Here is a 12,708-nt window from a genome sequence, read left to right on the forward strand (position 1 = left end):
GGGCGGACCCTGGGAGGACGTGTCGCGTGGCCACGGAGCGGACGGGCCCGGCAACGCCGGAATTCGAGAGGATCGCGCAGGGCGCGAATCAACTTGCGGAGATGTTCCGGCAATCGGCGGTCGCCTCCCTGAAACCGTTCGAGCAGCCGGGTCAGGAAAACGCGCTCCAGGCCCCCAAGCTCCAGGGCGCCGACGAGATCGACGAGATGACCCGCACCCTCACGCGGGTCGCCGAGACGTGGCTGAAGGATCCCGAGAAGGCGCTCCAGGCCCAGACCAAGCTCAATCAATCCTTCGCCGCGCTCTGGGCCTCGGCCCTGACGCGGATGCAGGGCGCGGCCGCGGCGCCGGTGGTCGAGCCCGAGGCCAGGGACAAGCGCTTCGCCCATGCCGACTGGAGCGCCAATCCGGTCTTCGACCTCATCAAGCAGAGCTACCTCATCCTCGGCCGCTGGGCGGAGGAGATGGTCGAGACGGCCGAAGGCATCGACGAGCACACCCGCCACAAGGCGGAGTTCTACCTGCGCCAGCTCCTCTCGGCCTACTCGCCCTCGAACTTCGTGATGACCAACCCCGAACTCCTGCGCCAGACGCTGGAGGAGGGAGGCGCCAACCTGATGCGCGGCATGAAGATGCTGCAGGAGGATCTGGAGGCCGGCGGCGGCCAGCTCAGGGTGCGCCAGACCGATCTCAACGCCTTCACCTTCGGCGAGGACGTGGCGGTGACCCCCGGCGAGGTCATCTTCCGCAACGATCTGATGGAGCTGATCCAGTACACGCCCACGACGGAGACGGTGCTGAAGCGCCCGCTCCTGATCGTGCCGCCCTGGATCAACAAGTACTACATCCTCGATCTCAACCCGAAAAAGAGCCTCATCGGCTGGATGGTCAGCCAGGGCATCACGGTGTTCGTGATCTCCTGGGTCAACCCGGACGAGCGCCACCGCGACAAGGACTTCGAGTCCTACATGCGCGAGGGCATCGAGACCGCCATCGACATGATCGGCGTGGCGACCGGCGAGACCGAGGTCGCGGCGGCGGGCTACTGCGTCGGCGGCACCCTGCTCGCCGTGACGCTGGCCTATCAGGCGGCGACCGGCAACCGCCGCATCAAGAGCGCGACCTTCCTCACCACGCAGGTCGATTTCACCCATGCGGGCGACCTCAAGGTCTTCGCCGACGAAGGGCAGATCAAGGTGATCGAGGAGCGGATGGCCGAGCGCGGCTATCTGGAAGGCGCGCGTATGGCCAACGCCTTCAACATGCTCAGGCCCAACGACCTGATCTGGTCCTACGTCGTCAACAACTACGTGCGCGGCAAGGCACCGGCCGCCTTCGACCTGCTCTACTGGAACGCCGATGCCACGCGGATGCCGGCGGCCAACCACTCGTTCTACCTGCGCAACTGCTACCTCAACAACACGCTCTCCAAGGGACAGATGGTGCTCGGGAACGTGCGCCTCGACCTGAAGAAAGTGAAGGTGCCGGTGTTCAACCTCGCCACCCGCGAGGACCACATCGCGCCGGCGCTCTCCGTCTTCGAGGGCTCGGGCAAGTTCGGCGGCAAGGTCGATTACGTGCTGGCGGGCTCGGGGCATATCGCGGGCGTCGTCAATCCGCCGGGACCGAAGGCCAAGTACGGCTTCCGCACCGGTGGACCGGCCAAGGTCAAGTTCGAGGAATGGGTCGAGCGGGCGACCGAGCATGAGGGCTCGTGGTGGCCGTACTGGTTCAAGTGGCTGGAGGAGCAGGCGCCCGAGCGCGTGCCCGCCCGCATCCCCGGAACCGGCGCGCTGCCCTCCCTCTGCCCGGCACCGGGCACCTATGTGCGCATGAAGGCGTGAGGAATCGACAGGAACCGTGCACCCACCGCAACGCTGTTGCGGACACGGGACCGTGATTTGCCTTATCTGACCCTGGGGTCGGCCCCCGCCCCAGGAGGATGGAAGCACGGTGCAGCACGCCACCGAACTCATCTCGATCATCGCGCTCGGTCTCGTCTGCGCGTTCATCGGCGGCATGCTGGCACAGCGGCTTCGGCTGCCGCCGCTCGTCGGCTACCTCGTCGCCGGCATCGCCATCGGCCCGTTCACCCCCGGCTTCGTCGGTGACCCGGCACTGGCGAGCCAGCTCGCCGAACTCGGCGTCATCCTGCTGATGTTCGGCGTCGGCCTGCACTTCTCCATCGGCGACCTGCTGGCAGTGCGCACCATCGCCCTGCCCGGCGCGATCGTGCAGATCGCGGTGGCGACCGCCATGGGGGCGGGACTGGCCTGGGGCTATGGCTGGGGCGCGGGGGCGGGCCTCGTCTTCGGGCTGGCCCTCTCGGTGGCGAGCACCGTCGTGCTGCTGCGGGCGCTCGAAGGGCAGGGCCTGCTCGACACCGACAAGGGCCGCATCGCCGTCGGCTGGCTGATCGTCGAGGATCTCGCCATGGTGGTGGCCTTGGTGCTTCTGCCGGCGCTGGCGCCCACGCTCGGCGGCGAGGCGGCGGGGGTCGTGGGCCACCACGTCGCGCCGGATCACGGACTCTGGGTCACGCTGGGCCTGACGCTCGCCAAGGTCGGCGTGTTCATCGCCGTGATGCTCCTCGGCGGGCGCCGCGTCGTCCCTTACCTGCTGGGGCTCGCCGCCCGCACCGGCTCGCGGGAGCTGTTCACCCTGGCGGTTCTGGCGAGCGCCGTGGGCATCGCCTACGCCTCCTCCGAACTGTTCGGCGTCTCCTTCGCGCTGGGCGCCTTCTTCGCCGGCATGGTGCTCGCCGAATCCGACCTCAGCCATCAGGCGGCCGCCGATTCCCTGCCGTTGCAGGACGCCTTCGCGGTCCTGTTCTTCGTCTCGGTGGGCATGCTGTTCGATCCGGGGATCGTGCTGCGCGAACCGCTCTCGATCCTCGGGGTGGTCGGCGTCATCGTGCTCGGCAAGTCGGTGGCCGCCATCGCCATCGTACTCGCCTTCGGCCACCCGGTCGGCACCGCGCTCACCATCGCCGCGAGCCTCGCGCAGATCGGCGAGTTCTCCTTCATCCTGGCCGGACTCGGCATCTCGCTCAAGCTGCTGCCGGAGGAGGGGCGCGACCTGATCCTCGGCGGGGCGCTGCTGTCGATCACCCTCAACCCGCTCTTCTTCGTGCTGGCCGATCGCGTGTCGCGCTGGCTCGGCGAGCGGCCGGAGCTGCGCCGCCGCCTGGAGCGCCGCGCCGCCGCGCCGCTGCCGGTGCGCGCCGCCGCCCCCGAGATGCGCGGCCACGCGGTGATCATCGGCTACGGCCGGGTCGGCAGCGCCATCGGCAAGGCGCTGCAGGACTGGAACCTGCCCTTCGTCGTGGTGGAACGCGACCGGCGCCGGGTCGAGGAGTTGCGGGTGCAAGGCGTGCCGGCGGTGTTCGGCGACGCCACCGCACCCGGCATTCTGGACGCTGCCGACATTGCCTCGGCGCGTCTCGTCGTGGTGGCGACGCCCGACCCGCATCAGGCCCGGCGGCTGCTCGCCAAGGCCCGCGCGGCCAACCCCGAGATCGACAGCGTGGTGCGCACCCACAGCGACACCGAGCGCCGCCGGCTGGAGGAGGACGGGGTCGGCCTCGTCCTCATGGCCGAGCGGGAACTGGCGCTCGGCATGATGACCTACGCGCTGCGCAGCCTCGGCGTGCGCGAGGGCGAGGCGCGGCTGTTCGTGGATACGAGCCGCTCGGAGAGCCAGGGAACGCCGGTCGCCGAGCCGGAGATGCCGGCCCCCGAACTGCGCCAGCGCCGGGACGAGCCGGAATAGGATGGATGCGGGCCGCTACAGGCTGTCGAGGCGGGTGATAAAGACCGCCAGCTCGCTCTGGCGGCGGATCGCGAGCTTGCCGTAGACCGCCTTGAGCTGGCTGCGCACCGTGCTCTCGCCGATGGCGAACTGGTCGGCCACCTCCCGGGGCGCCGCGCCGCGTCCGACCAGGGCCGCGACCCGCGCCTCGGCCCGGGTCAGCCCGAACTGTTCCAGCAAGGGCTCGATGGGGCGGGTGGCCGGCGCCATCAGGTCGCGCAGGAGCAGCACCATCCCGCCTCCGAGGCCGGACACGGCCGCGGGAAACGGATCGCCGCCCCGCAGGGGGAGCCCTTCGAGGGCAAGCGGGCGCCCGCCGCCCCGGCGGCGCAGGAGGAAAACGTCCTGCCGCGGCCCGATCCGCATCGGCAAGGCGTCGGCCAGGAAGCGGTCGAAGCGCGCGGCCTCGGCGGGCTCCAACGCCTCCGGCTCGGCGCCGGTGCGCAGGGAGAGGTAGCCCACGGCCAGCGCCTCCGCCGCCGGGCTGACGAGCCGGACCCGGCCCCGCGGATCGAGGATGACGATGCCGGCCCGCATCCGCTCCAGGGCGTTGGCAAGACCCTCCGCCTCGAGCCGCATCTCGCCCATGAGTGCCGTCAGGCGGAAAGCGCGGACCACATGCGGGCCGATGAGCCCGATCCGCTCGACCTCGGCCCCCTCGAAGGGCCCCTTGCGCACGTCGCGGGGGGTGCTGAACGACAGGGTGTGGCTGTCCATCGGGTCGGCACCGACATAGGCGCAGAGGTTGCCGAGGCGGTGCCGATCGATGAAGTGCTGGAAGAAGGGATCGGAGCGCTTCTCGTCGGCCGTGAGATACATCTCGTCGACCGTGACCGTGCCCGGCCGCATGATGCCGCGTTGCCGGCCGAGGCGGATGCGCGTGTCGTGCTGCCACCAGCCGCCGACGCCGTAATCGAGATTCACGTCGCCGATCCGCTCGGAAGCCAGCGTCTGCGCCGTTCGCTTGGGATCATGAGAGACGATCACCGCGCCCCGGGCGCCGACCGCGTCGGCGAGCCCGTCGAGCGCGTCGGGCCACGCCGCGGGATCGAGGGCCGCCGCGTAGCAGGCGTCGATCAGGGCAAGTGGTTCGAAACCCGACATCGACCGGAGCTGCGTGAGATGCGCCTCGATTTGAAGCACATTTCGCGCCGGACGGCTGTTCCGAAATCGCAACAATGCAACACGAAGACCGGATTGATACACCGGGTCGCTCGGTTTGGAGCGCTGTTCCGGCGCTCACAACAATCCTCATGCTGAAGATCGGCGCCGGAAGTCTCTAAGCAAGCCTCGACGCGTCTCCCGGCCGTCCCTTCCGTTGGGATTGATCGCTGCGGCGCATCTGAAGACCGAGCAGACACGCGGCCTCGAAGCCGGAGAGGCAGAGCGCGTCCCGGAACCACCCCGCTCGACCGGCGATCAGCCCTCGATGCGCGAGAACTCGGCCACCTCGCGGGTGGCGGCGCGCAGGGCGTTGAGGAGCAGGAGCCGGTTCCGGCGCAGGGCCGGGTCGTCGGCGTTGACGGTGACCTTCTCGAAGAAGGCGTCCACCGGCGCCCGCAGCCGCGATAGCGCCCGCATCGCCCCCGAAAAGTCCTCGGCCGCCACCGCTGCGGAGGCCTCCTCGCGCGTCGCCGTCAGCGCCTCGGCGAGCGCCCGCTCCTCCGGCTCTCCGGAAGCCGCAAGCGCCGCGTCGGGCTCTGCATCGTAGGCGCGGCCGTCCTTCTTCTCCTCAATGCGCAGGATGTTGGCCGCGCGCTTGTAGCCGGCGAGCAGGTTCTTTCCGTCGTCGGTGGCGAGGAACGCGCCCAACGCCTCGACCCGGCGCACGACGAGCAGGAGGTCGTCCTGGCCAGGCAGAGCGAAGACGGCATCGATCAGGTCGTGGCGAGCGCCCTGATCGCGAAGGTAGACCTTGAGGCGGTCGGCGAAGAAGGCGAGGAGGTCCTTCGCCCGCGGATCGGTCAACTCGGTGTCTTCGTCGAGCGCGTCGAGTGCGGCGACGCTCGACAGGTCGAGGATCGCGACGGACTTCCCCGGCAGTTCGTCGAAGGCATCCCAGATCGGCCCGTCGAGAAGCGGTAGACGCAATCCGTTCTCGAGGATCAGGCGGATCACGCCGAGCGCGGCACGGCGCAGACCGAACGGATCCTTGCTGCCCGTGGGCTTCTCGTCGATCGACCAGAAACCGGCCAGCAGATCGAGCTTGTCGGCCATCGCGACCGCGATCGACACGATCTCCGTCGGCACGCGATCGCTTGGGCCGAGCGGCTTGTAATGCTCCTCGATGGCGGCCGCGACGCGCGGATCCTCGCCCTGCAAGGTCGCATATTTGCGCCCCATCAAGCCCTGGAGTTCCGGAAACTCGCCGACCATCTCGGTTACGAGATCCGCCTTGGCGAGGCGCGCTGCCCGCTCGACGAGATCAAGGTCGAACTGGACGTCGATGTCGGAGGCGATCCGACGCGCCAGACCGGCGATGCGGGCGACCCGCTCGCCCTGCGTCCCGAGCTTCTCGTGGAAGACGATCGCATCGAGCTTCGGCAGCCGGTCTTCGAGCTTGGTCGCCTTGTCGGTCTCCCAGAAGAACCGTGCGTCCGAGAGACGGGCGCGCACCACGCGCTCGTTGCCGGCGGTGATCGCCGCGCCGCCGTCGGAGGCGACGAGGTTCGAGACGAGCAGGAAGGCGGGTGCCAGTTCCTCCGAGCCGGATTTGCGCAGGACGAAGCATTTCTGGTTGGCGCGGATGGTCGCGCGGATCGCTTCGGCCGGGATCTCGAGGAAGCGCTCCTCGAACGAACCCATCAGCACCACGGGCCGCTCCACAAGCCCGGCGACCTCCTCCAGCAGGCCCTCGTCCTCCACGAGGTCGAGGCCGCGGGCGAAGGCGAGATCCTTGGCGTCGTGCAGGATGATGTCCTTGCGCCGGTCGGCGTCGAGGATCACGTCGGCGCGCTCCAGGGCCGGCACGTAATCGTCGAAGCGGCGCACCTCGAACGGCTCGGGACTGAGGAAGCGGTGGCCGCGCGTCGTGGTGCCGGCGCTGATGCCCTCGACCGCGAACGGCACCACGTCCGGCGTCTCGGTCTCGGGGCCGAAGGTGGCGACGATCGATTGCAGCGGGCGCACCCAGCGCAGGGAGCCGGGCTGGGCCGAGGCCGCGCCCCAGCGCATCGATTTCGGCCAGGGGAAGCTCTTGATGATGCCCGGCAGGATCTCGGCCAGCACGTCGAGGGTCTCGCGGCCGGGCCGCTCGATCACCGCGAGGTAGAACTCGCCCTTCTTCGGATCGGTGACGGTGGTGGCCTGATCGAGGCTCGACAGCCCCGCGCTCTTCAGAAAGCCCTGCACGGCCGCCTCGGGCGCGCCGACGCGCGGTCCGCGCCGCTCCTCGCGCACGGCCTCGCCGCGGGCGGGCAGCCCGGCCACGTGCAGCGCCAGCCGCCGCGGCGTCGCAAAGGCCTTGGCGCCCTCGTAGAGGAAACCGCGCTCGACCAGCGCGTCGGTGACGAGCTTCTTCAGATCCTCGGCCGCACGCCGCTGCATGCGCGCGGGGATCTCTTCGGAGAGGAGTTCGAGGAGGAGGTCAGGCATGCGCGCGGGAATAGCCGCCCGCTCAAGCCGCGTCGAGACGGGAGATGGGCTCCGCCTGTCACCGCCGCCGCTTCGTCAGGGCGCGACGCAGCAGCGAACGGATCCACCGGAGCCGATCACCCGATCCGGCCGCCCCCTTTCCGCCGCACCGCCACGACGGACGGGCGCGGCGGCAGATCCGGCGAAAAGTCCGGCCAGCGGGTCGAGGGTTTCTCGTAGGAGCCCAGCGCGCCCTCCTCGTCGGGCTCACCGGGGTGCTGGACCGCGACGAAGAAGGTCGCGTCGTCGGGGGTGAAGCAGGGGCCGCACATCTCGGCGCCCACCGGCACCCGCAGGAAGTGGCGCGACGTGCCCCGGCGCGGACCATCCGTCTCCACCGCCCAGATGCCGTCGGCCCGGCCGGTGGCACGGCGGTTGTTGCCGTCGGTGGCGATCCAGAGCCGGCCGCTTCCGTCGAAGGTGCAGTTATCGGGCATGCCGAACCAGCCATTTTCGGTGGTCAGCGCGGAAAAACTCGCCTGCACCGCGGGCTTCGACGGGTCGCCGCAGCGCACCAGCACCTCCCAGCGGAAGGTCTCCGCGCCGTGGTCGGTGCCGTCGGGAGCGATCTCGATGACGTGGCCGAAGGCGTTGGGGCCGCGCGGATTGGCCGGCTCCGCCTGGTCGGCGGTGCGCTTCCCGTTGTTGGTCAGCATCACATAGACCCGGCCGGTGCGCGGGTTCGCCTCGATATCCTCGGGCCGGTCCATCGGCGTGGCGCCGAGCTGCCGGGCAGCGCGGCGGGCCTCGATCAGCACGTCGGCTTGGCTGGCAAAGCCGCTTCCTGCGTCGAGCCCATTGGCGCCGTGGACCAGCGGCAGCCAGCGGCCGGTGCCATCGGGCTCGAACCGGGCGACGCTGAGCGTGCCGGCATCGAGGAGATCGGCATTGGCGCCGCGCTCCGGCTGTACCCGGTCCCGGCTGACGAAGCGGTAGACGTGCTGGAAGCGCTCGTCGTCGCCGAGATAGACGACATAGCGCCCGTCGAGCGAGCGCGCCCCGGCCGCGCCCTCGTGCTTGAACCGGCCGAGCGCCGTACGCTTCTTCGGGGCCGAGCCCGGATCGAACGGGTCGATCTCGACCACCCAGCCGAAACGGTTCGGCTCGTTCGGCGTCCGCGCCAGATCGAAGCGCGGGTGGAAGCGGCTCCAGGCGTATTGCACCGCGCCCATGCCGAGGGCCTTGGCGTTGCCGGCTTCGGGATGGTCCGCGGGAAGGGCGCCGGCGAAGTAGTAGTTGATGTTCTCCTCGCCCGAGAGCCACGTGCCCCAGGGCGTGACGCCGCCGGAGCAGTTGTTGATCATGCCGAGCACGCGCCGGCCGCTCGGGTCGGCCTCGGTGACGAGGCGCGGATGGCCGGCGGCGGGGCCGGTGAGGTCGATCGGCGTCTGCGCCGTGATGCGCCGGGTGTAGGGCGAGCCGATGACAGGGCGCCAACCGTCATCGTCGCGCACGATCTCGACCACCGAGCCGCCATGGGCCGCCATCTCCACCGCGACCTGCTCGGAGCTCAACGCGCCGATCACCCCCTTGCGGTCGGCGGCCGCAAGGCCGGGAAACATCAGCTCGGCATTGGTGTATTCGTGGTTGACGACGAGCAGGCCGCGACGGCCCGCAGCGTCGAGCGGGATGAAGCCGACGAAGTCGTTGTTGTAGCCGAACTGGCGCTCCTGCCGGGCGGCGCTCTGTCGGCGCGGATCGAAGGCGGGCGCATCGGCAAAGAGCGGGTCGCCCCAGCGCAGGAGCGGCTTGGCCTCGTAGCCATCGGCGACGTGCAGGTGCTCGTCGACGCCGGCCGTCAATTCGGGAAAGTCGAAGGCCGCCGCCTCAGCCGAAATCTCGGATGCTTCGGCACGGGAGGGCACAGCCTGCGGCGCGAGGCCGGCCGCGAGGGCGGCGGCCAGCGAGCCGCGCATCAGGTCGCGGCGGGAGAAGCGGAGCGCGATCACCGCGTCGAGTGTCGGGGCGTTTGGGCTCGGGCCGTCGGGCGAGTCGGACATGGTGGCGCGTCTCATCAGCCGTTCGAAGGCGGCGCGCCTACGCCCGCCAGATGTCGCTTCGATGACGGGACCGCTTTCGGGTCAGCGGCGTGGCGGCCGCTATCGAAGCGGTGCGGAGAGGAGGGCCACGAGATCCCAGGTCTCGCCCTTCAGCGATCGGACATTGGCGATCTTCCAGGCGCCGTCTCCGCGCAGGAGAACGTAGCGCAGTTCCTGCGGGCCGCCGTTGCGGAAGGTCGCCCGCACCTCGGCCCGGTCCCCCTCGCCGGGGAGACGGGTCAGCGTCAGGGATCTGGCGAAATCCGGCTCGGTGTCCTGGCCGTTGACATGGAAGGCGAAGCCGAGCCGCCCGACCTCGCCCTTCGCCTCGCGCCGGTCGCGCTCGTACAGCGCGCGCAGGGACCGGGCATAGAAGCGCACGGCGTTGATATCGTCCGTCGCGTAGAAGGCGCGCACGGTCTCGACCGGATCGGTCGCGGACTGGGCGAAGGCCGGCCCCGCCAGAAGCGCGAACGTCGCAGCGAGGACGGCGCGCCGCCGCATCTCAGGCCGCCGCCGCGTGGCCGCCGGCCTCCGTCTTCAGCCACGCGGCACCGCAGGCCTTGGCCAGTTCGCGCACCCGCAGGATGTAGCTCTGGCGCTCGGTGACCGAGATCACCCCGCGGGCATCGAGCAGGTTGAAGACGTGGCTGGCCTTGATGCACTGGTCGTAGGCCGGCTGCACGATGCGGTGACGCGCGGCCTCCGACTCGGGCGCGCCGGCTTCGAGATAGAGGTGGCAGGCCTTCTCCGCGTCGGCGAAGTGGCGAAACAGCATCGCCGTGTCCGCGGCCTCGAAGTTGTGGCGCGAATATTCCTGCTCGGCCTGGAGGAAGACGTCGCCGTAGGTGACCTTGTCCTCGCCCTCGCTGCCGTTGAAGTTGAGGTCGTAGACGTTCTCGACGCCCTGCACATACATGGCGAGGCGCTCGAGCCCGTAGGTCAGCTCTCCGGCCACCGGCGCGCATTCGAAGCCCGCGACCTGCTGGAAATAGGTGAACTGGCTCACCTCCATCCCGTCGCACCAGCATTCCCAGCCCAGGCCCCAGGCGCCCAGCGTCGGGCTCTCCCAATCGTCCTCGACGAAGCGGATGTCGTGGAGCTTGAGATCGACGCCGATCGCGTCGAGCGAGGCGAGGTAGAGTTCCTGCAGGTTCGGCGGGTTCGGCTTCAGGATCACCTGAAACTGGTAGTAGTGCTGCAGCCGGTTCGGGTTCTCGCCGTAGCGCCCGTCCTTCGGGCGGCGGGAGGGCTGCACGTAGGCCGCCTTCCAGGGCTTCGGGCCGAGCGCCCGCAGGGTCGTGGCCGGATGGAAGGTGCCGGCGCCGACCTCCATGTCGTAGGGCTGGAGGATCACGCAGCCCTTGGCCGCCCAGAAGCGCTGCAGGGTGAGAATCAGGCCCTGGAACGAGCGGGTGGGCGAGAGGTCGGCGTCGCTCGGCATGGAAGGTCCGACAGAAGGGAAGGTGCCGGACCGTTTAAGAGCGGGGGGCGGGGTGTCAAGCGAACCGCCCCCGCGATGCGCTAGGTCCGGGGCGCGGACCGGGTGAAGTTCCGCTTGGCCGTCCGGTCCTTCGGCACCGCCTGAATCGCGGGCTTGGCAGACAGCAAACGCTTCACGCGTTCGTTGAAGTCGGACGACGAGACGGGGCGTGCGCCCCCCTTATCCAGAGCCTGAGCCATCGTGGCCTCCGCATGTACGCCCAAGGCACGGGATTGCGCGGAGGGTCTCCATCATATGGGGCGGCGGCGCCGCTTTACGAGGCCGACGGAAATCGGACGGGTGCGCCGGGTTCCGTGCGTCGCGGCACATCATTTTACGATGCGCAGCGCCACACCGGGAACGGCAAAGGTTTCAGCCAAGTTAATAGGGCGAAGGAACAGCCGCGCTTCGCTGCTCTCGGCGAGCGGATACCAGATTTGGATCGATCATGCGCAAGGGATTGACTGTTTTCGCCGCTCTCGTCACGGCTTCGCTCGCCACCACGTCGCTCGTCATGGCGAGCTCGAACGCGCGCGCGACGTCCGACGGCACCGAGACCATCGAGAAGACGGTCGCGGTCACGCCCGTAGAGGTCGCGCCGGTCGCCGCCATGCCCGCCGCCGAGACCTGCACCCGCAAGGTCCGGGTGGTCTATTCCGGCTACGCCACCGCCCCGGCCGGCTGCCTGCGCTGACGGGCCGCCGTCAGGGCCGGATCGCGCATCGATCCCGCAGCCCCGCGAGAATCCGCTCGAACACCTCCGTCCGGTCGAGGGCGCGGGCCAGCACCAGCGCCCCCTGGATCCCGCCCACGACCTCCTCGGCCAGCGCGTCCGCCGTCTCCGGCGGGTGACCCGCGCGGACCAGCGCCTGCGAGAGCGCCACCACCCACTCCGCGAAATAGGCCCGCAGCCTCTCTCCGAACCGGTCGCGGGCATCGCTCAGGCTCAAGGCCCCAACGAGACAGACCCGGCGGCCGGAGCGGAAGTAGGCGGCAACGGTCCCGAACATCGCCGCCACCGCCGCGTCCGCGTCCGCGTCGTTTGCCTCCCGCAAGGGGCGGAAGACCTGGGCCGCGAACCAGCCGTCGATCTCGGCGAGCACCGCCTGCGCCATCTCCTCCTTTCCGCCGGGGAAGAAGTGGTAGAGGCTGCCCTTGCCGAGCCCCGTCGCCTGCGAGATCAGCGACAGGCTCGCGCCCTCGTAGCCGTGCTCGCGAAACACCTCCGCGAGCCGTGGCAACAGGTCGGACCGCTCGGCGCGCGCCACGCGCTACAGCCCCAGATCGCTGAGGGAAGGATGGTCGTCGGGCCGGCGGCCGAGCGGCCAGTGATACTTCCGCTCGGATTCGGCGATCGGCAGATCGTTGATCGAGGCGATCCGGCGGCGCATCAGGCCGGCCTCGTCGAACTCCCAGTTCTCGTTGCCGTAGGAACGGAACCACTGCCCGCTGTCGTCGCGCCATTCGTAGGCGAAGCGCACGGCGATGCGGTTGCCCTGATGCGCCCAGACTTCCTTGATCAGCCGGTACTCCAGCTCCCGCGCCCACTTGCGCCGGAGGAAGGCGGCGATCTCCTCGCGGCCCTTCACGAACTCGGCGCGGTTCCGCCAGACGCTGTCCACCGTGTAGGCGAGGGCCACCCGCTCCGGATCGCGGCTGTTCCAGGCATCCTCTGCCATGCGCGCCTTCTGCGCGGCGGTCTCATCGGTGAAGGGGGGAAGCGGGGGACGGGACATGGGGGCG

General features: G+C 69.9%; 10 protein-coding genes. 3 read left to right on the top strand and 7 right to left on the bottom strand.

What is annotated here, in order from left to right:
* The first annotated feature begins 26 nt into the window (after positions 1-26).
* Positions 27-1,844, top strand: coding sequence for a PHA/PHB synthase family protein (locus HNR51_RS09835; protein ID WP_182554817.1), 1,818 nt, complete (start codon positions 27-29; stop codon positions 1,842-1,844).
* 109 nt (positions 1,845-1,953) lie between these two features.
* Positions 1,954-3,771 (top strand): cation:proton antiporter domain-containing protein, encoded by a 1,818-nt coding sequence (locus tag HNR51_RS09840; RefSeq protein ID WP_182554818.1) that lies wholly within the window; start codon positions 1,954-1,956, stop codon positions 3,769-3,771.
* 15 nt (positions 3,772-3,786) lie between these two features.
* Here HNR51_RS09840 and HNR51_RS09845 read toward each other — a convergent pair whose 3' ends face one another.
* From HNR51_RS09845 to HNR51_RS09865, 5 genes are all read right to left on the bottom strand, one after another.
* Positions 3,787-4,914, bottom strand: a complete 1,128-nt coding sequence (locus HNR51_RS09845; protein WP_182554819.1) for a helix-turn-helix transcriptional regulator — start codon at positions 4,912-4,914, stop codon at positions 3,787-3,789.
* A gap of 315 nt (positions 4,915-5,229) precedes the next feature.
* Positions 5,230-7,404 (bottom strand): glycine--tRNA ligase subunit beta, encoded by a 2,175-nt coding sequence (glyS, locus tag HNR51_RS09850; RefSeq protein ID WP_182554820.1) that lies wholly within the window; start codon positions 7,402-7,404, stop codon positions 5,230-5,232.
* A 116-nt stretch (positions 7,405-7,520) separates the two neighbouring features.
* Positions 7,521-9,443, bottom strand: a complete 1,923-nt coding sequence (locus tag HNR51_RS09855; RefSeq protein WP_182554821.1) for a PhoX family protein — start codon at positions 9,441-9,443, stop codon at positions 7,521-7,523.
* 99 nt (positions 9,444-9,542) lie between these two features.
* Complete coding sequence (locus HNR51_RS09860; RefSeq protein WP_182554822.1) at positions 9,543-9,986, bottom strand: DUF3828 domain-containing protein; 444 nt, start codon at positions 9,984-9,986, stop codon at positions 9,543-9,545.
* A gap of 1 nt (position 9,987) precedes the next feature.
* The gene (locus HNR51_RS09865; protein WP_182554823.1) at positions 9,988-10,926 is read right to left on the bottom strand and encodes a glycine--tRNA ligase subunit alpha; all 939 of its coding nucleotides are present in this window, start codon (positions 10,924-10,926) and stop codon (positions 9,988-9,990) included.
* A gap of 487 nt (positions 10,927-11,413) precedes the next feature.
* Between HNR51_RS09865 and HNR51_RS09870 the strand changes: the two genes are divergently transcribed.
* A complete protein-coding gene (locus HNR51_RS09870) occupies positions 11,414-11,659 on the top strand; it encodes a hypothetical protein (RefSeq protein ID WP_182554824.1) in 246 nt (81 codons plus the stop codon).
* Positions 11,660-11,669: 10 nt separating this feature from the next.
* Here the strand turns inward: HNR51_RS09870 and HNR51_RS09875 are convergent, their stop codons facing one another.
* Both HNR51_RS09875 and HNR51_RS09880 read right to left on the bottom strand, forming a co-directional pair.
* Positions 11,670-12,233 carry an LmrA/YxaF family transcription factor gene (locus HNR51_RS09875; protein ID WP_182554825.1) on the bottom strand — a complete coding sequence of 188 codons (564 nt, stop codon included), beginning with the start codon at positions 12,231-12,233 and terminating at the stop codon, positions 11,670-11,672.
* A gap of 3 nt (positions 12,234-12,236) precedes the next feature.
* Complete coding sequence (locus HNR51_RS09880) at positions 12,237-12,701, bottom strand: nuclear transport factor 2 family protein (RefSeq protein WP_182554826.1); 465 nt, start codon at positions 12,699-12,701, stop codon at positions 12,237-12,239.
* Positions 12,702-12,708: the final 7 nt, after the last annotated feature.

The sequence above is a fragment of the Methylorubrum thiocyanatum genome, from assembly GCA_014138645.1.
Lineage (GTDB): Bacteria > Pseudomonadota > Alphaproteobacteria > Rhizobiales > Beijerinckiaceae > Methylobacterium > Methylobacterium thiocyanatum.